Raw genomic sequence first — 24,403 nt, forward strand, 5'->3', positions numbered from 1 at the left:
TTATTATAAAAGGCATCTCCGATTAGTTACATTGCGCATCGAATGAAGTTCTTTCACTATTTCACAGTAAAAAAAGAAGACCCAGAGCACTTTCGCCCTGGGTCTTGCCTCTATACGATTACTTATTCACTACAATCCGATGAATCAGAACCGCCGCCTGTGCGCGGGAGAGCTCCTGCTTCGGATGAATGCCTGTTTCATCACCTTGAACAAAGCCTTTGGCGGTAAGGGCTGCAATGCTGCCTTTGGCGTAGTCAGAAATGTCGGAAGCATCTGTGTAGTCTAGTTTTACCTCTATTGAACTTGGACGACTAGGAAGCTGCTTACTTACTTGAAGTGCCCTTGCGGTCAGTACCATCGTATCCTCACGCGTGATCTGTTTCGTCGGTTCAAAAAGGTTATTTCCTGTACCCGTTGTAATGCCATATGCCTTGGCATTGGTGAGCGCATTGAAATAATAGTTACTGCTGTCAACATCTGTGAAGGCATCTACTGTTCGCGCTGAAAGATCTAGTGCTCGCATCAATAGAACAATGAAATCTGCTCGTGTAATGCTGCTTTGTGGGTCGAACTCCTGTACATTTCTACCTTCAATAACTCCCTTGGCTGCAAGTGTTTCAATCGACGCTTGTGCCCATTTCACTGAAGCTAGATCGGTGAAAGTCGGACTCTTATACATAATTGTATACTGACTAAAATGTTTAGTAGTAAAGATGACTTGACCTGACTGTACGTCATAATGCCCATTCGGTACAGGGATCATCTGTCCTTGTGGATTGACATAAAAAACGACAATGTGATCCGGATTCTGCTTTTCTTCTCGTGAAGGCAAATAAGGAATCTGAATCGTTACTGGTGCTTCTGGATTATGCCAAGCAATCGACTCTCCATTCGCTAGCAGCTGTATGTCGTAAACAGGATGATTATCAATCGAGTTAGCTTTCTTTAAGCGAATTTCCACCATGTCACCTAGATTGTTGAGACCATTCAGCATTTGATCAGAGATCACAATAGTGCCTAACTCCGATTGAAGCTTAAGTTCAAATGCATGCTCCTTCGCCTTCAACAGCTCAGCTGAGAGCAGCAGGCCAAATTGATCTAAGGATGAGTTGTTGGATTTCAAGTTAACAACGATCACTTTTTTGCCATTGGAATCATCTTGTGTAGATTGAATAGCGCTTTCTAAGTTAGCTTTCGTAAGCATAGCAATCCCTTGGTCGTTCGACTCTAACAAAAGTTGGGACGGGTCTTTCGTCGTATTCGTTCCCGTGTCTGGCTTCGTAACCGGATCTGGATCTGGTGATGGATCTGTGGTTGGATCTGGATCTGGTCTCGGATCAGGATCTACAATCACTACCCGTTTGATCTCAAGCGCATGTTCTGAAGCCGTCGCTTGAAATAGATCTCCCCGACCATTCGTTACATCTGATTTCGCTAATCGGATTACTGTTTCACCTGCGGGAGCTAAGTCTTTTACCTTCCACTTTACAACGAAGAGATCGGTATCAGGCGGGATAGCTTGATTGACATCCGCCATCAACACTTTTATCGTAAGTGATCCCTCAGTTGCTTGATCAGCCTGTATTATTTGCAATTGCGATGAGCTTGGAAGTGTGGATATCCACTGCAGCTTTGTTGAATCAAAGCCCACGATGAGGTCAACCGAATACACGGCCGAGTACACACTGCTCGACACATTGTTAATTTGGAAAGTAGATTGCATCGATTGGCCTGGTGTCGCTTCTGCGACGCCTGTTAAAGATGCAATAGCTCCGTGTGCTTGCAAGAACATTGCGTTAACCAACGTAGTCTGTCCAACTGTCACAGTGACATTCCCCGTCGTAGCTTCGTCATAGCCTGCTTTTTGTGCTGTAATCGTATATTCTGTATCAGGCACCACGTCAGAGAAGGTAAATGTACCAGACGCATCTGTTATCGTAGTTCTTGAGTCGCCAAGTTTAGAAAGCGTTACATGAGCACCAAATACATTATGGTTACTTTGATCCTTGACTGTTCCTGATATTTGACCATAAGGACTATTGGCCCTGTGAACGCCAATCTCATACGTTTCGTTTGCAGTTCCATCAGGTGAAACTACATAAACGACAATGAGATTTTGTCCTTCCACTAATGGAATTACTTCTGAAGTTGCACCACTTAACACCGTTTTTCCATTGATCGTGATATCCGCTTGGCTGTTGCCTGCAGTCGGAACGAGTGTGAGGCCATGAATGTCATAGGGTACATTGATTTGATATAGCGTTATGTTCGGATCAAAATCAGGTGATAATGTACCACCATTCACAAGTAGTCCTTGTAAAGATGCATCGACCTGAGCAGAGATCCGATGAATCGAAACGGTATAGGTTGCCGTTGTCAGATTATCTTCTGCTGTTACAACAATGGGAATGTCCGTGTCATCTCCAGTTAAAGCAATGGAATCAGAGCTATTACCACTTCCAACAGGTACACCGTTTACAAGAATTGATTTTACATTAGGACTGCTAGCTACAGGTGTCAGATTCACCTGCTCCACATTACTCGGCACTTGTATCGCGTAATGTGTTTCATCCAGACGTGTTAATGTTCCTGCATCACTCGATAACTCTGCAAGGGTTGCGTCTGTCTTCGAGTAACCAATCCCTTGCGTGACGCGGACATTATCGATATACACACTGCCATAATTGGTACTGTTCGCATAAAAATCAATTTTCTTAATATCCGCCATGGCGATTCGGTATGGGGCACGGTCTACTATTTTAAGACCATCGATGTATAGATCGAAACTCTGTGCAGCCATGTCGATCACCATACGCATGTTATACCATTGGCCAACAACATACTTCATAAAATCAGTCGTCGTTGTACCTTTATATCCCTTCATTATGCCTTTATCAAAAGCAAAGCTAATGCCAGGGTTCGTTAGATTCGTACTGCCATACACATAGGGCAAGCTAATCCAGTTATTCCCGTTAACATACGTGTCTTTTCGTTTCAAATCGGCTTCAATGGTGACAATCCCTGTTAGTGGTGTAGCAAAAGTTTGAGACAAACTAGTACTTCCAGAGTTGCTGCTTCTCGTTAAGAGGACACTTTTATCTGACACACTAGGGACCTCAGCGACCTCAACACTTCCGCCACTGGCGCTGATTGTCAAATTATTTCCCGAGCTCAATGTTCCTGTCGAAAGACTATTAAATGTATGATTGTACAGCACTTGCGGTTGTTTGCTCGATAGCAGCACTTTGCCAATATCCGTGAGACTCTCCGGTGTAATGCTGACATTACCTTTGAAAACCGTAAAGTAACCTGCTTTCGAAAGCACAATTGTGTAATTCTCGCCGATCGGCACCTGACCTAATTGCAAAATGCCTGTATGATCGGTTGCTCCGCTTGCAATTTCCTCACCTTCATACATGACTTTGGCAGAAACTCCCTCAAGAGCGGACATCTTCTCATCCAAAATGGTTCCACGTAGACTGCCATAAGGACTTGTGGAAGTAATGACAATATCCAACGTCGTCATATTCGGTGGTTGAATCGCGATTGTCGAGGTCGTCGTCGTATAACCCGTTTTTTCAGTTTTAAGCTCTACTCCCGTAGCTAACGGTACATCCGCAATCACGAACGAGCCTTTCGCATCACTGGTTGCCGTATAACTCACCGTATTAACAACCATGGATACCTTCGCTCCAGCAACTGCTTTGCCAGAACCATCCTTTACTTTTCCGTTCACTGATTCTGTTGGGCTGTCTGCTTCTGTGTAATATTCAAATGCCCCGATATCCGGGAGTCCGTTATACAGCGTTTTACCCGCATAGTCTTTCGAACCGTTGTTCGGCATCGCCATTCCGGCATTAATCATCGCTGAACCTGATTTTGAACGAAAACCCAGCGCTGAATCCAACCTTGGTCCTGTTTCGATTGTTCCAGAGGGGCCACTCACCGTGCTAACAAATTTAGGATCTACTTGTAGGGCCTTGGTATCACTAGTAGGAATCATTAATCCAGTACCAAAATAGTTGTTATTCTCGTAGAACGTTGTTCCACTAGTAGTTATTGTCGCTCCTGCACGTGTCGTGTACAGATTATTATTACGAATGTTGTAGGTTGCGTCTAAGGAAGTGCCATAGCCATAGATCAAATAATTACTTTTATCATTATAAATGGTGTTGTTATACACCTCGGCTATCGCCTTCTTATCTGAATGCAGATATATGGGGTATCTGGTGTTGCTTTTAATCACATTGTTACGAATCACGGTATCGCCGAATGAAAATTGGCAGATTAGAATGCCATCTCCATTATCATGAATATAATTATATTGAATGAGTATTTTTGTTGTCGCTTTATCCGGATCAATCCCATTGGAATCGGCTCCGCCCGCTTTTTGCGTAGTCTCATAAACCTCATTGTGCTGCACGACGATATCATCTGCATAGTACATTTCAATCCCTGAGGTTCCTGCCTTATAGACGACATTATTTTCAACAAGTCCGCCTCTTATATCTGTCAAATACATCGCATTACAGCCATATGCCGTATCTTTCTGCGTTATATAATTGTCTCTAATTATAATATTGGTATGCGGTGTGAATTTCGGATCGGTCCCATTGGCACGCTCGCCCCAGCCCGTTGATACGGCAATGGTATTCCCATCCGCATCCTTTCCATCCCCTGTGTATTGCTTAAATGTAATACCCGCAAAAGAAGTATTCGTAATTGTGGATTGTTCCACAATTACATCATTAATAACAGTCGCTTGACTAGGGGGACTAAATATATTCGGCACAGTTGTGTCGAACACGATGCCTCCTGTTTTTTTGGAGCCGTCCCAGCCTGTTTTAAAACGGATGCCTGGCTGTGGTGGAACTGGCTGTGTACCGCTAATCCAGTTGATTTGTCCTGTTACATCATGAACATCGACAGCTACGATACGGAAATAATCCAATGTTGAACTATTATCACCAGAGATATGAATGCCCCTGTAATCACCAAGGTTCTCACCTGGTGTAGCCGTTGCTGGCTTAGCATTGGATACGTCTAAATGATGAATCTCCCAATACTCCTGATTGAATAAACGAACCGCATCTTCTACCAAGCCTTTCCCTTGTATGGCAGGCTTACTCCCGCTGCCATATTGATCAACGATAATCGGCTTGCCTGGGCTACCTGAGCCCTTGGGCCATAACTGACCTTCCCAAACTTCACCTGATTTAAGCAAAATCTGATCCCCAGGTTGAAAAGTGGTAGCGTTTACTTTTTCTAGCGTTTTCCAAGCTGTGCCTTCACTTGTACCTGTATGCGAATCATTACCTCCTGTCGCATCTACATAGTAGATCATCCCCGTGACGGGTGACGCCTGAACACGAGATACCGGAAGCAGAGAACTTACAATTCCAAACACGAGTACAATGGCGAGGATCAAGGATGACCATTTCAATCTTTTGGGCTGAAGCAACATGTGTGACCTCCTCTTAATTTCGATATGCCATATTATAAGATCGATTTTCCCATCAATACCAGTAGGTAAATGAACGATTCTCTTTCACTATTCCAATCATTCGGGTTCACTTCGCACAAAAAATCCCAAATCACCGTCTCCGGCAATTCGGGATTTCAACAATACTAATTGTTATGGCGTATATACTTTTACAATGTCTACATTCGTTGTGCCCGTTTGTGAGTTATCCGCATAGAATTCGATCTTTGACACATTCGCTACTGCTGCTCTCATTGTTGCTTGGGATAGCTTCAACGTGCCATTAACATAGAAATCAAATTTATCGGTATTCGTATCTAGCACAACTTTGAAGTCATACCAGGTGTTCGCCGTGAAGGCTACTGCCAGTAGCCACAGCATCGAACGTATCATTTACCAAGTAAGTAGGTCCAGTACTGCCACCCGTAACCTGTGTTTCATCAGCACCAATATCTGCTGCGCCTGTGTATAAGGTATCTCCCCAGAAATCAAGTCCACCGTTGGACGCAATCGTAACGCCTTGATTGATGATCGGAGAACTCGTTTGAAGCTTATAGCCACCTAATGTGCTCATTGCGGGTCCACTCGCTTCTGTTCCCGTTCCGCCAGTTCCTGGATTCACTAATTTCGGATCACCTGTTTTCGGATTCGCATCTCCAACTGGAACCGTAAGCCCAGTCCCATAGTAACTATTCGTATTATAGGCAATCCCTCCGCCAGTTGTTAGCACCGCTGAACTCTGTGTCGAATCCAGAATATTATTTCTTATATGATAGCTAGCATTAATATAGGACCCGTAACCATAAATCAAATACGTGCTATTCGTATTGTAGATCGTATTATTATAAATTTGCGAGGTCGCAGCCGAATCGGAATGGAGATAAATTTGATATCTCGAATTACCTGTAATCACATTGTATCGGATGATGGAGTCGCCAAAGCTGAATTGACATAGCAGGACCCCATCCCCATTGCCATGAATGTAATTGTATTGGACGACCTGTTTCGTCGTACCTTTATCCGTATCGATGCCGTTGTAATCGGCACCACCGGCTTTTTTTACCACACCATACGTCTCATTCTTCTGAATAATAACATCATCCGCATAGTAGGTTTCAATCCCCGAAGTTCCCGCAGCCGCAACGACATTACTCTCAATCAACCCTCCTTTAACATCTGTCAAATAAATACCATTACAACCATAGATCGTGTTGGCTTGGCTAATGAAGTTATTCTTAATCGTAATATTCGTAAAAGGAACCCAATTTGTATCCGAAGCGGAGCTGCGAACACCCCAACCTACCGAAACGGAGGTATTCCCATTGTTATCTTTTCCATCACCCGTATATTGCTTGAGAATAATCCCCCCAAAAGAAGTGTCCTTAATGGAACAATTGGAAATGATCACATCGTTGAATTTGCTCTTTACGGTTGCTGCGGCCGGAGCAAGCACGTTCGATGACATATCGAATACAATGCCGCCAGTTCGCTTGGAACGATCCCACCCTGTCTGGAAAGTGATGCCTGTTGCATTATCGGCCACATCGCCGCCAATCCAATTGACTTCACCACTTACATCATGAACATTGAGCCCATCTAAACGGAAGTAATTGAGCGTTCCAATATCTGCTCCTGTAATATGTACACCTCGAAGATCACCTACGAAACCGGTTGTTTGGTTACTAATATCTAGATTGTGAATTTCCCAATACTGCTGATTGTACAAATATACGGTAGCCTTCACCGCACCTTGGCCCTGAAACTTTGGTTTGGCTCCTGTGCCATACTGATCAATGACGATTGGGTTCCCTGATATACCCGAGCCTTTCGGATATAACTGACCCACCCAAGTATTTCCGGCCTCAAATAAAATACGATCGCCAGGCTGGAACGTTGTGCTATTTACTTTCGTCAATGTTTTCCACGCCGTTGCCGTACTTGTGCCATTGTTTGAATCACTGCCGTTGCCAGCGTCGACATAGTAAGTTGTATTTGCAGCAAATACGGTTGCCGGTACAAGCATTATCAATAAAGAGAACATCATCATAATGGTTATGACGAATGCACTTAACCTTTTACCCTTTTTCATAAATAATTCCATGATCCTAGCCTCCCCCTAATTGTAAGCGCTTAACTTTTGTGCGAAAATAAAACGACTTACTTGCATGTGTGCTCAATAACAATCCAACTTCCTTGCCATCCCTCCCTTTGTCTCAACAGCCTGGCATCTCGCTAGTATATTTACTCATGTTGTATGTGCCCGCCCATTCAATTTTGAGTTCAGTATAGTTGACAATGGGGGGAGAACATAGAGGGGGATTGAACAAATTTCTTTCATTTTATTAGGAAATAAATGGATAAGATACAGTTATTTTCACCTGAAATCTTGAATAATTCCATTTAACTGTAAAATATACATGTAATTCGAATGGAATACTTCGAAACCACTCAAATCCTGAGAATTAGCTGTACATTTTCCATTAAAACTTAAAAATTAGGCTAATAACTGAAATATAAATGGAGTTTTTCCAGTTATATGGATGCCCCCACCCCTAGCAGCACCTGCCAGAAGCTATATCGAAAAAAAGCGATTGCCACTTGGCATCGCTCGGGAAATATCTACTTTTTACATAATTTGATCAATCTTGAGAATACTAGGCAGCCAATTTCCCTGAACATTTACTGCTGATTTTTGAATGGCATTCATACTCATAATAGCCACTAGCCCAACTGTAAATGTGAGTACGAGTACAAGGATAAATCCTGCTAATAATTTCATTCTAATTGTTGCCTTCATCATTAAATCCCCCTAAGTATTGGTTACATGTCTTTTAATTGAATCGCTGAGAACACAAGATCAATGATTTCCCCACGTGCTTGATTTAAAAAACCTAAAGATGTTTGTTGTAAATTTTCAATCGAGATACAGGATGTTAAAAGAATCTTATCCGTGAAATAATACATAGAAAGCTCGTAGGAAGAAGATACACTCTTAACAACTTCACTTATATTCGTGTTCTTGTATTTCTCAGGAAGTTCAATGGCATACATTAAGTACAATGTTTCATTTGGCATTTGTGTCATCTGAAAAAATTCTTTATACATATTCGTCGTAAACGCGTTCCATCGAAATCCAAATTGGCAAAATGGCTCCTCCTCCCAATTCGGCTCGAATTGTGATATTAATTCGAGAAATTGCTCGCGATAGTAGTGGATTAGATTCATTGTTGTAGGTCCCTCGCAATTCCATAACAAAATTTGTTACTTCTCAATATCCTAATCTTACCGATGAATTGTTGTGAAACTTCTATTTCGGATTTTAGCTAAACATGTTTTTTACTAATAATTAGCTAATGATTGTCAGTATTTTAGGTTAAAGTGATTAGAAAAACCCTAATTTGTAAGGATTTTGTCACATAAAAAAGCGAAAAAAAACACCCCTCCTTCTGCTAAATTCAGCGAAGGATGAGCGTACTTCTTTATGTATTATATAGCTCTGCGTATGGCGTCCAGAACACGATCACCTTGAAATGGCTTGACGATGAAATCCTTGGCTCCAGCCTGAATCGCTTGTACGACCATGCCTTGCTGCCCCATGGCTGAGCACATCACAATTTTGGCATTCGCATCTTTTTTCCTAATTTCCTTAACCGCTTCTACGCCTTCCATCTCAGGCATCGTGATATCCATCGTTACTATATCTGGTTTAAGCTCCTGGTACTTCTGGATAGCTACTAGACCATTTTCCGCTTCACCAACAACATCATGTCCGCCTTTCGTCAAAATATCCTTTAACATCATACGCATGAAAGCTGCATCATCTACGATTAAAATTTTTGCCATGATCTCTCACTCCTCTTATCATTGCTCTTTCAATAAAACGACACGGATATCTCCAACTGTCTGAATGGAAATGGGCAGCATCAGTTTGTTAGTCTGAGAGTCAAAATGGTGATTTTCCTCCAATAAAGACGGTGGCGTAATATCCAGTGCAACACCTTGTTCACCAAGGATCGTGGTGGTTCTGCCCGCAATAATGTTGGCAATTTCGCTCACACAGCTATCTAGCATTTCACCTTCCATGTACATCCCAAAAATCGCTTCGCTCATTCGACTAAATACGACACGTTGCCCATCTAAAATCATACAATACTCACTATTCGTGAAATTGATGGAGACGCCAATTTCATCCTTACGGATCGGTTCATTACTTATACGAACTTCGGTTTGATCTAATGATTGCGGTAGCATGTTGTCAATTGATACTCGGACGCTGTCCAGTAATAAATTTTGCAAGTTCTGAGTCATGCTTCTCTCCCCTATCCAGTTGGTTGTAACCGGTAATAACTTCGTTCATTACACTCACTTTAGCCTATAATTGTTAGGTAACTACAATCCTAATTGTTAAAGATGTATGTGAAAATGGAAAAAAACGGAGCTCGCGTATCGCGGTGCTCCGTTTTTATACGTTTGAGACGCTAAGATAAATCATGTAATAATTGCTGGAATGCTGCGGCATCTGTTCTAAATTGTTCAATTGTGTCCCCCATAACAAACTCCATTAGCATGTAGCGGTCTTCACGGCTATCAATCTGTGCCAAGTACTGAGACCACTCGTGAATCCCCTCAGCAAATGGTCTGCGAATATCGCCTTCCCAATAATAAGCGTGAAGGTTTAACAGCTTCTTTCGCGCCGCTAATTCATGCAGACCTTCACAACGTTCCTTTACGGATAGCTCCGGTGTTGGCTGCCACAAGCAATACAGATTGGCATGATCTGCCTCATCCAATAGCCGCATAGACGATTGATTCGTGTCCGTTAGTGTCCCTCTATGCCACTCAAGCGCAACTTTTATACCTTCTGCAGCAGCCATTTCAGCGATATGTGTAGCTTCTTTAGCAAGGCGAGCATAATAATCGGAGTCAGCTGCCGAAGAGGGTACTACTCCTGCCCAAATGCGAATGAGCGGAGCATGCAAAGCTTTCGCAGCGATCAAACTCTCTCGAAAAACTTGCTCAGGTTGTTGGTTTGCAAGCAATCGAAAATAAGAACCATATGCGGCTACCTGCATGCCGGAATCGATTGTTCTTGTGTACAGATTGTGTGCTTCGACCTCATCCCCAGGCCCAACATGCGCATTCTCCGACCATTCAATTGCTTTTAGCCCACATTGGCTGCTTAATTCGAGTATTTCAATTGCTGATCTTTCACGAAATGTCACGGATACAATTCCAGGTAAAATCATAGTTGCTTCCTCTCACTTTAACATAGTCTCAACTTACATAATTCCCTAAACGATTGCATTTGTAAAGAAAAAAAAGACGCCAGATCACCCGAGTAGAAAGAGTGATTGATGTCTTTTTAAACTTGCCTATAACCAATGGTCTAGCGGTTAAAGCCTTGCAGTTGTTGTTCAGCGATTTGTACTAGTCTCTTCGTGATTGTACCACCGATTGAACCTGCGTCGCGTGTAAGAAGATTTCCATTATAACCATTTGGCTGCAAGGCAATCCCTAATTCTTGTGCAACTTCATATTTCAATTGATTTAAAGCGGCTTTAGCCTGTGGAACTAGCAATGTGTTGCTTCTGCTACTGTTGTTGTTAGCCATTCGTAAATCACTCCTTCTTGTGGTGTAAACTTAGGATGTGGAGTGTAAGGAAATCTTATACATTCAAATATTTATTTTTCATGTTTTAATGGAATGACGATGGAGAACGTTACGCCAGTCTCTTGCGTTGTGAAATCAATACTTCCTTTATAGCGTTCAATTAACTGCTTAATAATATGAAGGCCAAGACCTTTATTGTTCTTTCCTTGTTTGGTCGAGAAGCCTGATTCAAATATTCTTGTGTGTATGTCAGGAGTAACGGGATTACAAGAATTCTGCACCTGAATCGTGAGTTGGTTAGCTTGAACAATGCCTTCCACATTGATTTTTCTTTCGTTGACTGGCAACTCGATCGTCGCGTCAAATGCATTATCGATTAGATTGCTTAATATGCGGACTAAATCAGTGGTTTTAATCGTCGTGAGACGCAAATTTTCCATATTTTTAAAATCAACCTGCATGTCAATGTTATGCACTTCGGATTGTGCCAACTTCGCTTGGATAATTCCGCTTAATGCTGGAATATTAATTTCAACCGCTTTAATTTTGTTATCCATCATTTTCGCTTCTTGGATTAGAGGATCTATGTAGTCTTGCAGACTTTCATATTTCTTTAATTTAATCATCCAGGAGATGGTCGTAATATGGTTGATGATATCATGACGCTGTTCTTTGATCGATTGAACAATCGAATTAATATTCGCCAGATACACATCTTGAACTGTTTTCACAGCTCCTTCATTCTTCTTCCGCGTAATCGAATACAGAATGATAATAACAACGCAGACTAGCAGCGTGACAATGCTCATGAATATAAAAACTTCACGAAACTGCTGATGTAACGTTTTTTCGATCTGTGTGTAATCGGTTGCAACCATAACCACTTTGGGTAAGTCATCACGCTTATATTTCAGATTGGTTGTGACCATCGGTGTAAAGCTTTTCAGAATGTTCGTTCCATTAATTACAACATTGTAAAACACCGTACTGTTCTTGGTCAGCGCTTCCTTGATTTTACTCTCTTCAATGCCGTCTCTATACTTATAGCTGCCGTTTAATAAGAGTCGCTCTGAATACCAGCTAGCCCTATTATTTGGTGTTGGCGTTTTATCAAAAATCTTTTCCGGATTTAGGACGCCAATCTCAATTAAATTTCCTTTATTGTTTTCTAGGAGCTCTTGAATACTTGCATCAACACCTACTTTTTGCCGATAGTGTTCAAGACTGCTTGATACGTCCAAATAGGGATTAATAACATAATTCGTCGTTCCGTCGTAATATTCTCCCCATTTCCTGATATTTGTAGCATCCGTCGAAGCTGTATCAATGGGGCCACTCCAGAAATTTTCGAGGGTCAAGCCGGTACCTACGTCGACACTTTTGCGATCCGTTAACTGCAATTGGGCGGAATACACGATTCCCCACGTTTTCGAGCTTGCGTTGATTTCTTTGGGATCCGAGGATCTTACCCCAATGAAATCATCACCTCGTCTCTCGAATAATGTAATCCCTTCTATATTCAATTCCTTTGCTAAGGTGACCAGCTGTTCGTTCGTGACTTGGTGGAAATCAGGATGTAAAGTCTTCTGAATCACAATCGAAGCGGTTCGTAGTTCATGACCCAGCATTTCATCATAAGTTGCTTCTACTTCACTTTGCTTTCCAAGTTCGGCAGAAATCGTAGAAGTCACTAATTGTATTTTCTCTTTTTGATGATTATTTAAAAGCACTTTCGAATGTTGAAAATACGTTAAATTCATACTTAATATGGCGATTAAGAAAATTAATATTGTTTTTAATGGGAACTTGTCTAATGATGAAAACATGCTTACGACTCCCTCAACAGCATTTTGTATTCTCATTATAAAGCAATTTTGTCGAATTTTGCAGTTTTTTTAAAAAAATTGTCCATTGGTGTATTTTAGATAGCTAAGAACGATTTTTAGAATCTCAAGTGTTTCCTTATACTGCTGTAAAAGGGCTGATTTCTCAAATCTTTCATGGGCGATATCCTCTTCTATTAAAAGTAACAGCCAGACGGAATACAGCGCACTGTATTTGTGATAATCCGTAATGAAGTTACCTTGTGTAGGCGTTTGAAGGTTTTCACGAACGGAGATATATCTAGCAAGAATTGCGATACGTGACTCCTGCTGGATGACCAATCGCCTATATTGAGGGCTCGTAATGTCCATCAACGTATACAGATCCCAGAATACGCTATTCGTATGAGCGTACTCCCAATCGAAAATATAGACTTGATTATTCACTTCGGCGATGTTTAACGGATACAAATCTCCGTGCGAAATGACGATTTCATTTTCAAGATGATCCTGGTGTAGAATATCCTCATAAAAGTAAGTGATATGCTCATCCAGAAATCCTAAACGCTCGAATAATTGCCTCGTTTGCATATCCTTAGTCAAAATATAACGTTGAATTTCCTGAATTTTCGGAGTGTGACCCTCAAAATCTTCTGGTAGAAGTGATGTCGGCAAGAGATGCCAATAAGGGATGAACTCTGATGTTTTCAACATCATCTCACTGCTGAAGTTATGCTCCAATTCGCCCAAATCTTCGAAAACCATCCATTCCTCTTCCGGCTCCAGCGCTTGAGAAGCAAAGAGGATCTTGGGGATGTTCACCTCAGGAATTCGTTCGAATAAATTCGCTTGCAGCCATACTTCTTTTCCCTTATTGGGATAGTTCGTAAGTGGTTTATAAATAAAACTCGTTATCGTATCATCTACATTCGCCTGAATCCGCTCAACTTTCTGACCATTACGCCCCACATAGATAACTTCTCTTACATGCGGAATACCAACACGAACCTTGCCAGATTCTAAGAAGATTCTCTCGTTCATTGCTGTCATTATTTCTCACCGTCCTAGTCCTGCTCATTATCATAATTTACCATATCACAATTGTTAATAGGCATGATATCCACGAAAAAATATGATATATTTTGCATATATAGTTAATTCATAGTCGCCATGGAGGCTTACTTATCATGTTACATGTACTTGTAGACGAAAATGATCAAACAGCGTGGTATCCCAATTATCTCAGCGGTTTAAAAAAAGGACTTGATTCCGCGGGTGTCCCGTATTCCTTTTCCCCTCAGCTGCCGGAGGACCCAAAGACTCCCGTTTTGATCACACGCTTCACGCTATTTGATATGATCAAAGAAGCAAGTCCAGTTCCCCAGTATCTATATATTCAAGAACATGACGTCTGGAACCCTTTTACGAACGTGTTAGACTTAGAGTCATTATGGATTTTCCGTCATCCTTCATTGAAAGCTATTTTCTATACGAATCCTAGCATGGTGCCTTGGGGCAAACGTTGTCTGCCTGCCGGATCACAAGTCGAAGTCATCGCAGCGGGCTTTCCTTATGACCATGACTATGTGAATGCCACCTTGAATGGCATCACACCTTCTTATGAGCGGGAGAAACTAATTGTCTTCCCAGGTCGCATGAATGAATTCTATCAGCCTTATCTCTCTGTCCGCTTGGCGTTTGAATTTATGGAGTTAGGGTATCGCGTGGTAATCGCCTCGCCTGTTACACCTTTGTCCCATTATCCAGTTGCCATGTGGAGAGAATTAGGCATTGAAGTGGGAAGGCTGCCGCATGCTGAGTATTATCAACTTTTATCCAGAGCAACAGCAGCGGTATCTGTCACGATTGGCGGTAGTCTCACTTTGGCACTCTACGAAGCTCAATTGCTAGGCGCCACGCCAATTGCTCCAAAGGGAAGAGATGATCTGCCTCCGTTCACCGAAATGTACAGCCCTAGATATGATCTGCTGCATCCAAGAGAAGCTATTGACATGGTAGAAAATAAAGTCCCTGTTACCATAGATACGCGCTGGTTTAGTATTGATGCCTATGTTCGAACCTTACTGGATACAGTTTCCAACCATTAAATTATGACACGTACCTGCGAGATATGGAATAGGTTCCACCATAGCTAACGCCAATAAGACTTAGTTACTCCTAGTAAATAGTAAATAAACCAGTTAACTTCCGCTTTTGTAGATGTTAACTGGTTTTTCATGTGCACCAAATCGCCATGTAGGTAAAACTGCCTCTTTTGTTCAGATCGGGCAAAAAAATGACAAAAAACGCTCACTCCATGGGAGTGAACGCTTCGATTCAACCACTAGACACTAAGGAAGAACATTTCCCGCGGCACGATATATCTCATACCATTCTTGACGAGTCAACTGAATATCTCCAGCTTTGGCGCAATCGATTAATCGATTGATATTCATTGTCCCTGTAACAGGCTGCATCCGCGCAGGATGACGAAGAATCCACGCAATCGCGATTGTCGTATTGGATACTTCATATTTCGCTGCGATTTCATCAATCTTCCCATTCAACTCTGGGAATTTCTCGTTATCAAGAAAAACACCTTCAAAGAATCCGTATTGGAAAGGAGACCAAGGCTGAATCGTGATATCATTCAATCGGCAAAAATCTAGAATGCCGCCATCACGATCCACTGCAGAATCATTCAGCATATTCACATTGATACCATTTGAAATCATCGTTGCATTCGTAATGCTTAATTGCAATTGATTCGCTACAAGCGGCTGTTTGACCGATTTCTTCAGCAATTGAATTTGCAGAGGCGTCTGGTTGGAAACACCGAAATGTCTGACTTTCCCTGAGCTTTCCAGTAAATCAAACGCTTCAGCAACTTCTTCAGGCTCTACTAAAGCATCTGGACGATGTAGAAGCAGAATATCTAAGTAATCCGTTTTGAGCCTTTTCAAAATGTTGTCAACCGATTCCAAAATATGTTCTTTGGAAAAGTCGAACATCCCTTTGCGAATACCGCATTTGGACTGCAGAATGATCTTCTCTCGTACATCATCGTTCATATGGATGGCATCCGCGAAAATTTCCTCACAAGTCCCTCCACCGTATATATCCGCATGGTCGAAGAAATTAGCTCCGATATCCATAGCCCCTTGTACGAAGCGTTCAGCCTCAAGCTTGTCCAGCGAGTTAATTCTCATACAGCCTACTGCAATAACCGGAACTTCTAAGTTACTTGTTCCAAGTTTCATTGTTTTTATCATAAAATAATTCCTCCTTCAAAACTGCATCACTTACTACTTGTTCCTGAGTTACCTCTCCTATTGTCACACATTGCTAACTCATATTCAAGAATCGCGATCCCTGACATGTAGAACGAAGCAAAAAAAACCATCCACACAATTGACAGCCGATTAGCTGTTTGTGCTGGATAGTTTACACAAGTTACCATATACTGCTTATCACTTTTTCAAATACAAGATTGCCGCATCATTCGCGACCACGTTCACACTCAAAGTCCCGTTCGAAATGAACGGACTCTTCCAGATCCCTTTGCGTCAACACATGTTGACCAATGAATCGTCGAGATTCCCGGAGATGAATGCCATCGGTTTACCCATATTTCTTGCTGTAAATAACAGCGAAGAAGCAAGACAATACGTATCGGCTACTGCCCCAGCGAAAGACTCTCCATATTGCTCAGAAGACTCACGTCCTGTCGTGAATCGCGCTCCTTCTTCTTTGCCGAGACGGCCATCTCCCGTACAATCCATGAATATGTTCGCATAGATTTCGAAGCTATGTTCCGTACTTTCCCTCGTTGCCCAAGCTGACACAATGCGATTTCCGCCCATTCGCACACCAATAATGGCGTATTCAGCATTAGCGTCAGGTTGGGCTCGGCTCTGCACTTTTCATATAAAAGGAGATCCAGCATCGAAGCGCTTCGCTGTGGATTGCGAACAGCTCACTCCAGTAGAATTTCTTCCAGAATACCGCCTTCTCTCGCTTCTGTTTCTAATGCTGTCCCGCGTTTGGAATGCGCCGCCCCAACAATATGCATACGGATCTCGGAAGAGGCATTGCCTCCCAGCACCGAGCAATCCTGACAAAGCGTAACCTTGGCACCGTTCCTCGCAGCCGCAATGGCAGCTACAACACCCGAAATGCCGCCTCCGGCAACCAAGATATCTGTATAAACCTGTTGATTCTTGCTATCTCCACTTATCATTCCTACTCTCCCTCACGATCTTATTTAGAATGATAGAATAATTTCGTAAGCGCATACAATCCTGCAAGAATGTCTTTCTTCCCATTGCCAGAATCGGTACATATACCTTATTTTTCATAGTAACGCTTTCCTCTAGTATAGTATAATTTTTTTTACAAATATATTGTGAGTATGGACGATACGGATAACGCTTCTGGTACCAAATAGTTCGAATTTGCCAAATTAATCTTACTATCCGCCTCATTTTATTGTGTTTAGTCCGAATTAACCCAAGTAAATACACCAATTAAGCCTCCGAACAAGGATAGTCGGTAAATAGTTCGGCAGAATCGGACTATGGGTCTTTTTTACAAGTAATCCTATTTTTAATTCGGAAATTTCGGACTAACGCAGTCTCCGCCCCTGCTACACAAAGAAAACGCCGCTAGCTGCAGTAATAAGGAAATAGTGGCGTTTCTAGCTTAAGCATAATGCCAACTATTATTTCGGGCGCGCAGCGACCCCTGCCAAGAAGCTGAGCATGAACTGTACTGCTAGTCGCGAGGTCACATTACGCACATCGATGGTTGGATCGATGCAGACGAAGTCCAGACCCTGCACCTGCGGCAGCGATCCGAGTCGGTAGAGGGCATCCAGCGCATCCCACGGATTCATCCCACCCGTACCGATCGCCGGGCAACCTGGTGCATAGGCCTGATCGATCACATCTACGTCGAAACTCACGTACAGCACATCCGTGCCGTTCCCCGCGTGTTGAAGCGCCTGGTCGAGCACCGCATCCATGCCTATCCGACGGATATCGCGAGATGTATATACATGTACCCCTTTATCCTTAACGTAGTCATGATACGGTTTCGAATTCATGAAGCCTCGAATGCCGATTTGTACGATGTGATGTCCTTCTACCACACCCGATTCGAGGATGCCGCGGAACGGCGTACCGTTGGTGACGCCACCGTCCTCAAAATTGCGGACATCATGATGCGCATCAAAATGAAGAATACCCACTTTTTTCCCAGGATGACGACTCACGAAAGCTTTGATCGAGGGGCAGCTCGTCGAATGATCGCCGCCGAAAATGATTGGAATTAAGCTCGGCTGATCGATATATAGCGTGCGCAAGCTTTCCTCAATGCGGCGGTGACATTCCGCGATGTCTGTCACATGCATTTGGATATCACCGAGGTCGCGAACGGCTAAGTCTTGCAGATCAACACCATACTCCATCGAGTATGTCGTAAACGACTTGAAAGCTGAACGCACTGCCGACGGTGTCGTCGAAGCACCTGAATGCGAGATCGACGACTTAGACAACGGAATGCCGATGATCCCTGCAAGCAATGGCTCTTGACCGTCCCATTGGCGAATCCAATGGGCAACCTTGGTTTCCATGTGATCTCGGAACACAGCTTGATCAGGTAATTTGAGAAAAGGAATTTCGTGGCTCATCGTGCCCCCTCCTCCTTACCTGATTCTTCCATCACAAGGGTACGGTCCCATACGATCACCTTTCCGTTTTTGATGACCCCAAATGTATGGTTAATCCCGAAATGATACGGCAAATATGCCAGATTCGGCGCATCAAATATGGTTAAATCCGCACGCTTTCCCACCGCAATCGAACCGATACTTTCCCCACGTCCGAGCGCGTTCGCCGCGTTGATTGTGCATGCCGTTAAAATCTCCTCCGGCGTCATCTTCAGGTTCAGCGATGCCAGCATCATGACGAGCTGGATCGACTCGGTCGGACAGGACCCTGGATTATAGTCCGTTGCGAGAGCCACCGGCAGTTTAAACGTATCGATCATATCGCGTGCTCGCGCATGTTTGGCCAGACCTAGGTTGAACGAAGTGCCCGGCAAGAGCACTGGAATCACGCCGTGTTCCGCCATGGCAGCGAAGCCTTTGTCGGTCGCTGCAAGCAAATGTTCAGCGGATATCGCACCGATTTCACCTGCCAGTTCCGATCCGCCAAGGGGTTCTATTTCGTCTGCATGTATTTTCGGAAGCAAACCGTACGCCCTACCTTTCAGCAGAATTCGGCGTGACTGCTCGACGGTAAATACACCCTTCTCACAAAACACATCACAAAACTCCGCAAGCTCCTCTTCCGCCACCTTGGGAATCATGTCATTGACGATGAGGTCTACATATTCCTCGGTACAACCTTTATACGACAGCGGCACCGCATGTGCCCCCATAAATGTCGAGACAATTTCGACTGGGTGATTATCGTTCAAATATTTTGCCACACGCAGCTGCTTCAATTCATCTTCCAGAGTGAGACCGTAGCCGCTTTTCGCCTCAACCGTCGTGACACCATTCAACAGCATCTCGTTCAAACTTCGATGCGCCTTATCATAGAGCTCCTGCATACTCGCTGCGTGTGTACTTTGCACCGTGTTAAGAATGCCACCGCCCTGCGCCAAAATGTCCAAGTACGAGACACCCGACCGCTTCAGCGCCAGCTCATGTTCACGGGAACCGCCATGAACGAGATGGGTGTGCGGATCGACCAGCCCTGGCGTGACCATACGTCCACCTGCGTCAATGGTTTCTTCAATTTCTACGCTTGCAAGGAGACTCATGACGTCTCGTGCTGCTCCAAACGCGACGATTTTCCCTTCGCGAATAGCTATCGCCGCGTCCGTGATTACATCAACTTCCTTCATTTGTTGCCCGTAGCGCGGTACATTCCCAGGAGGGGTAACCAAACGGCCAATCCCCGTAACGAGCACATCAATCCGCTCCATCTATTCACTCCTCCTCACTGTCCCTGCTCATTCATCGGGATGCGAATGCCGTGTTTTTCCGCTGTCTCAATCGCTTCGTCGTAACCTGCATCAACATGGCGGATTACCCCCATGCCGGGATCTGAGGTCAATACACTCCGGAGACGCTCATCTGCCGCATCCGTCCCATCCGCAACAATCACCATGCCTGCGTGCAAGGAGTAGCCCATCCCGACGCCTCCGCCATGATGGACCGAAACCCAAGATGCACCTGCAGACGTATTGATCAGCGCATTCAGGATTGCCCAGTCGCCAACGGCATCGGAACCGTCTTTCATCGCTTCCGTTTCACGGTTTGGCGACGCGACGGAGCCACAATCTAAATGATCCCGACCGATCACAATCGGTGCTTTCAACTCCCCAGTTCTCACCATGTCGTTTAATGCTAGACCGAATTTTTCGCGTTCACCATAGCCTAACCAGCAAATACGCGCTGGGAGACCTTGGAACGCGACACGCTCACTTGCCATCGTAATCCATCGGCGCAGGTGATCATTGTCTGGGAACAGCTTCATCACAAGTTCGTCTGTTTTGCGAATGTCCTCCGGATCACCGGAGAGCGCTACCCAGCGGAAAGGTCCTTTCCCTTCGCAAAAAAGCGGCCGGATATAGGCTGGAACGAAGCCGGGAAAATCGAAAGCATGGGCAACCCCTTGGTCGAAGGCGACTTGACGAATATTGTTGCCATAATCGAACACGACGGAGCCCATTTGCTGAAGGTCAAGCATCGCTTGCACATGGGTCGCCATACTGCTTTTCGAAAGCTTCACGTACTGCTCAGGGTCCTTCTCACGAAGCAGCGCTGCTTCAGCCAACGTAAATCCAATTGGAATATAGCCAATAAGCGGGTCATGAGCCGACGTTTGATCTGTCACGAAATGTGGCTTAATGCCGCGACGCACGAATTCGGGATATATGTCCGCAGCGTTACCCAGCAGACCGATGGCTATCGGCTTATTCGCTTCCATTGCTTGACCTGCCAGCTGCAATGCTTCATCCAGCGTTTCAGCTAGCACATCGCAGTAACGGGTTTGGATTCGGCGCTCAATCCGTATTCGGTCAACTTCAACTGCAATGACGACCCCCTCGTTCATGGTGACAGCTAACGGTTGAGCGCCGCCCATCCCGCCAAGGCCTGCGGTCAACGTCAATGTACCTTTGAGCGAACCACCTGTATGTTGGCGGGCCGCTTCGGCAAAGGTTTCATACGTACCTTGTAAAATCCCTTGCGTCCCGATGTAAATCCAGCTGCCCGCGGTCATTTGGCCGTACATCATCAGCCCCTTCTGCTCCAGCTCACGAAAATGCTCCCAATTCGCCCATTTGGGCACGAGTACAGAGTTAGAGAGCAGCACGCGTGGTGCCCGTTCATGGGTTCTGAAAACACCGACCGGCTTGCCGGATTGAATTAACAATGTTTCACCGCTTTCCAGGCGCTGCAATTCGCGGATGATGGCATCGAAGGAAGACCAGTTACGAGCCGCTTTGCCGATGCCGCCATACACAACGAGATCTTCCGGTCGTTCTGCGACATCCGGGTCAAGGTTATTCATCAGCATACGCATAGCCGCTTCCTGTACCCAGCCCTTGCAGGACAGATCTGTACCACGAGGGGCGCGTATTTCTCGCTTCTGAGAATTGGCATTCATCATAGTGATCTCCTCTCATGTCAAAATAGCGTGCCAGTCACAGCCTCAACCGCTTGTAGCCACTCGCCTTCCAGTAAAGCAGTCGCCACGTTTTCGATATCGCGGGAAGTTGAGCGGTCCTCGACAACAGGGGGAACGAGCGCCCGCAGCTTGTCGTACAGAACCCGGGTCGCCGGAGCAAGGCCCTCAGTCCCTACAAATTCAGCAGCTTCCGCTGCACAAATCAACTCGATCGCCAGCACCTTGGACACGTTGTCGATGACTTGCGCGGCATGGCGCGCTGCTGTTGTTCCCATAGACACATGGTCCTCCTGGTTCGCTGAAGACGGTATCGAGTCCACGCTTGATGGGTGCGCCAGCACTTTGTTTTCCGAAACGATCGATGCACTTACATATTGCGCGATCATCATGCCCGAATTCATCCCTGGATGATGGCTCAAAAATGCAGGAAGTCCACCTGAAAGCGCTGGATTTACCAGTCTTTCAGTACGGCGTTCCGAAATGTTCGCGAGCTCGCTCATGCCGATTTTCAGAAAATCCATCGCGAATGCGATCGGCTGACCATGGAAATTACCGCCGGAGATGACGAGACCTTTCTCCACGAATAACAACGGGTTGTCGGTCGCAGCGTTCATTTCTATTGCAATCTTATCCTGTACATAGGCAAGAACTTGGCGTGTCGCACCATGCACTTGGGGCAGACAACGCAGTGAGTAAGCGTCTTGTACGCGAAGCTCTCCTTGGCGTGTCGTCAACTTGCTGCCTTTCAGAAGGTTGCACAAGTTCTTCGCTACGCCGATCTGTTCTGGATAAGGGCGTACCCGATGCACCTCTTCCGCAAAAGCTTCCGGAATACCGCGCAAGCATTCAACTGTCAGTGATGCGATCACATCTGCGATTTTCGCAAGTCGTTGTGAGTTGATAAGTGCCAGCGTACCGATCGATGTCATAATTTGCGTGCCGTTAATAAGCGCAAGCCCCTCTTTTGCCTGTAAGCTGATCGGTTTGAGGCCTGCTTTTGCGAGCGCTTTCTCACCCGACAGCCGTTCACCTTGGTAAAATGCCTCCCCCTCGCCCATCAGAACCAGTGCCAAATGTGACAGCGGAGCCAAGTCCCCGCTAGCACCAAGTGAGCCTTGTTCTGGCACGACGGGATGTACGCCACGGTTAATGCAGTCGATCAACAGCTGCAGTGTTTCGGGACGAATGCCGGAATGTCCTTTGGCCAGCGCGTTTGCGCGCAGCAGCATCAATGCGCGAACCGTAGGTTCCGGCAGCGGTCTGCCGACGGCGCAGGCATGGCTGCGGATCAGGTTAACCTGCAGCTGGACAGCGTCTTGCGGTGAAATCGTCACGTCGCTGAATTTGCCGAACCCCGTCGTGACCCCATAGACCACTTGGCCGGTTGCAACCAGTTCCTCCACCATGTTGCGGCACGCAATCACACGCTGGAGCGCCTGTTCATCTATTCGGACCGGCACATGATCATAAACAACCGCCGCGACTAACTCAGGTATCAATTTCTCCCCGTTTACTAACACTGGGATCGCTTCTAGGCTATTTTCCTGCTGTTTGTATACCGTCGCCATGACAACTCAGACTCCTTCCTTTCTCGCTTTACCAAAAGAAAGGGACCGTACGGAAGTTGTTAACTTCCATACGGCCCCTTTTTTTAAATAAGAGGGTTATATGCGATTGTTCGGTATCAAGCTCCAGCCGATCCTTCATCGCGATCACCACTTTATCGTTTATTATGTTTTTTCCTAATCTTACCTATTCTTATTTTCACACGCTGGTTCGCGAGCTGTCAAGATGGCTATAAGTCCAGTTGTCGCCGCTAGTCTTGTCGATTTTCGTATCACCGCTTAAGGATCGGCTTCAATTGAGCAATGATGTCTTCCATCTGCTTCGAGCATTGCTCGTACATTTCCTTAGCCTGTTTATTCTTCGTGGACAGTCCATACAACATTAAGTCACCTTCGCATTTTTTTAATGTTGCAAATAGTGTAGCTTTTTCCTGTGGGACCGGAACCATGATTTTGTCATCATACAAATCCACAAACAGTTGGCCGTAGGAATCTACTTGACCTAGAAATACATTTTCAACTGTAACACCTATTTTAACTAATTCGGTATTCAACCATGCTCTGCTATAACCTAGTGTAGCCAATGATTCATCCATGATGACACCATCCATGATCACCACTTGGGGCTCTTTCTCTGGTGCAACCTTAATGCCTAAATGTTTGGGAGTCAACGGTAAATTCTCTCGCGTTAACAGGACATTAATCTCTCCGCTTGGTTCCATTATAGCAAACTCGACATCAGCAACTTTAAATACCGACCTCTTGCGCAATTGCTCCATGAGTTCATCTGTGGTAAGGCGTTCTTTCTTTAAATTATCTTCCATAATCTTGCCTTCACGAATGAGTATAGTTCCTTTACTATCAATGAAATCCCGCGCTTTTTTACTTTTCATCTGCAGAAACTCAATGCCTAACGTACAAGTCACCCATACACCAAGAGAGACCAACCCCAGATACCATTTCGTATCGATGTCCAGCGATATGGACGCCGCGAGATTACCAATTGAGATCCCGGTTATGTATTCGAAGAAGGATAGCTGGGTCACTTGCCTTTTACCTAACAGCTTAGTCATAAAGAACAGCACCACAATTGATAAAAATGTGCGTAAAACAATCTCTACCCAATCTAACACGATAATCCTCCTCTTCATATTGCAAAATTCCAATTGTATTCAATTGTTTGTTGAATGCGTGAAATTTATGCAAATAAAAGGAGATTA

Annotated in this window: 20 protein-coding genes; 1 reads left to right on the forward strand and 19 read right to left on the reverse strand. The window is 44.6% G+C overall.

From position 1 onward, the window contains the following. Positions 1-118 precede the first annotated feature (118 nt). From AC1DLM_RS15340 to AC1DLM_RS15390, 11 genes are all read right to left on the reverse strand, one after another. Positions 119-5,464 (reverse strand): carboxypeptidase regulatory-like domain-containing protein, encoded by a 5,346-nt coding sequence (locus AC1DLM_RS15340; RefSeq protein WP_441987012.1) that lies wholly within the window; start codon positions 5,462-5,464, stop codon positions 119-121. Positions 5,465-5,635: 171 nt separating this feature from the next. Next, positions 5,636-5,863, reverse strand: coding sequence for a hypothetical protein (locus AC1DLM_RS15345; RefSeq protein ID WP_477570442.1), 228 nt, complete (start codon positions 5,861-5,863; stop codon positions 5,636-5,638). Next, the gene (locus AC1DLM_RS15350; RefSeq protein ID WP_477570443.1) at positions 5,817-7,583 is read right to left on the reverse strand and encodes a right-handed parallel beta-helix repeat-containing protein; all 1,767 of its coding nucleotides are present in this window, start codon (positions 7,581-7,583) and stop codon (positions 5,817-5,819) included. The genes AC1DLM_RS15345 and AC1DLM_RS15350 overlap by 47 nt, the downstream gene beginning before the upstream one ends. 525 nt (positions 7,584-8,108) lie before the next feature. Further along, positions 8,109-8,261: a hypothetical protein gene (locus AC1DLM_RS15355; protein WP_477570444.1), complete on the reverse strand. Its 153-nt coding sequence runs from the start codon at positions 8,259-8,261 to the stop codon at positions 8,109-8,111. A gap of 41 nt (positions 8,262-8,302) precedes the next feature. Beyond that, complete coding sequence (locus AC1DLM_RS15360; protein WP_477570445.1) at positions 8,303-8,707, reverse strand: hypothetical protein; 405 nt, start codon at positions 8,705-8,707, stop codon at positions 8,303-8,305. Between the two features lie 261 nt (positions 8,708-8,968). Continuing rightward, positions 8,969-9,325 (reverse strand): response regulator, encoded by a 357-nt coding sequence (locus AC1DLM_RS15365; protein WP_056615144.1) that lies wholly within the window; start codon positions 9,323-9,325, stop codon positions 8,969-8,971. 18 nt (positions 9,326-9,343) lie between these two features. Next, positions 9,344-9,790 (reverse strand): chemotaxis protein CheX, encoded by a 447-nt coding sequence (locus AC1DLM_RS15370; RefSeq protein WP_477570446.1) that lies wholly within the window; start codon positions 9,788-9,790, stop codon positions 9,344-9,346. Positions 9,791-9,960: 170 nt separating this feature from the next. After that, complete coding sequence (locus AC1DLM_RS15375; RefSeq protein ID WP_477570447.1) at positions 9,961-10,728, reverse strand: sugar phosphate isomerase/epimerase family protein; 768 nt, start codon at positions 10,726-10,728, stop codon at positions 9,961-9,963. Between the two features lie 140 nt (positions 10,729-10,868). Then, positions 10,869-11,093: an alpha/beta-type small acid-soluble spore protein gene (locus tag AC1DLM_RS15380; protein WP_441987019.1), complete on the reverse strand. Its 225-nt coding sequence runs from the start codon at positions 11,091-11,093 to the stop codon at positions 10,869-10,871. Between the two features lie 71 nt (positions 11,094-11,164). Continuing rightward, positions 11,165-12,919, reverse strand: a complete 1,755-nt coding sequence (locus tag AC1DLM_RS15385; RefSeq protein ID WP_477570448.1) for a sensor histidine kinase — start codon at positions 12,917-12,919, stop codon at positions 11,165-11,167. Positions 12,920-12,988: 69 nt separating this feature from the next. Next, positions 12,989-13,966, reverse strand: coding sequence for a phosphotransferase family protein (locus tag AC1DLM_RS15390; protein WP_477570449.1), 978 nt, complete (start codon positions 13,964-13,966; stop codon positions 12,989-12,991). A 137-nt stretch (positions 13,967-14,103) separates the two neighbouring features. Here AC1DLM_RS15390 and AC1DLM_RS15395 point away from each other — a divergent pair, with 137 nt between their 5' ends. After that, positions 14,104-15,024, forward strand: coding sequence for a hypothetical protein (locus AC1DLM_RS15395; RefSeq protein WP_477570450.1), 921 nt, complete (start codon positions 14,104-14,106; stop codon positions 15,022-15,024). A 243-nt stretch (positions 15,025-15,267) separates the two neighbouring features. Here AC1DLM_RS15395 and AC1DLM_RS15400 read toward each other — a convergent pair whose 3' ends face one another. The 8 genes from AC1DLM_RS15400 to AC1DLM_RS15435 form a co-directional block, all read right to left on the reverse strand. Continuing rightward, a complete protein-coding gene (locus AC1DLM_RS15400) occupies positions 15,268-16,185 on the reverse strand; it encodes an aldo/keto reductase (protein ID WP_477570466.1) in 918 nt (305 codons plus the stop codon). A 297-nt stretch (positions 16,186-16,482) separates the two neighbouring features. Next, positions 16,483-16,836: an FAD-dependent oxidoreductase gene (locus tag AC1DLM_RS15405; protein ID WP_477570451.1), complete on the reverse strand. Its 354-nt coding sequence runs from the start codon at positions 16,834-16,836 to the stop codon at positions 16,483-16,485. A 56-nt stretch (positions 16,837-16,892) separates the two neighbouring features. Beyond that, positions 16,893-17,156, reverse strand: a complete 264-nt coding sequence (locus AC1DLM_RS15410) for an FAD-dependent oxidoreductase (protein ID WP_477570452.1) — start codon at positions 17,154-17,156, stop codon at positions 16,893-16,895. A 480-nt stretch (positions 17,157-17,636) separates the two neighbouring features. Continuing rightward, the gene (gene hutG, locus AC1DLM_RS15415) at positions 17,637-18,605 is read right to left on the reverse strand and encodes a formimidoylglutamase (RefSeq protein WP_477570453.1); all 969 of its coding nucleotides are present in this window, start codon (positions 18,603-18,605) and stop codon (positions 17,637-17,639) included. Beyond that, entirely contained in the window at positions 18,602-19,909 is a 1,308-nt protein-coding gene (gene hutI / locus AC1DLM_RS15420; protein ID WP_477570454.1) for an imidazolonepropionase, read from the reverse strand. The genes hutG and hutI overlap by 4 nt, the downstream gene beginning before the upstream one ends. 14 nt (positions 19,910-19,923) lie before the next feature. Then, entirely contained in the window at positions 19,924-21,597 is a 1,674-nt protein-coding gene (hutU, locus tag AC1DLM_RS15425) for a urocanate hydratase (RefSeq protein ID WP_477570467.1), read from the reverse strand. 20 nt (positions 21,598-21,617) lie between these two features. Continuing rightward, positions 21,618-23,186 carry a histidine ammonia-lyase gene (gene hutH, locus AC1DLM_RS15430; protein ID WP_477570455.1) on the reverse strand — a complete coding sequence of 523 codons (1,569 nt, stop codon included), beginning with the start codon at positions 23,184-23,186 and terminating at the stop codon, positions 21,618-21,620. Positions 23,187-23,455: 269 nt separating this feature from the next. Beyond that, complete coding sequence (locus AC1DLM_RS15435) at positions 23,456-24,316, reverse strand: DUF421 domain-containing protein (RefSeq protein WP_477570456.1); 861 nt, start codon at positions 24,314-24,316, stop codon at positions 23,456-23,458. Between the last annotated feature and the right edge of the window lie 87 nt (positions 24,317-24,403).

The organism is Paenibacillus sp. 01T442, from assembly GCF_056398345.1.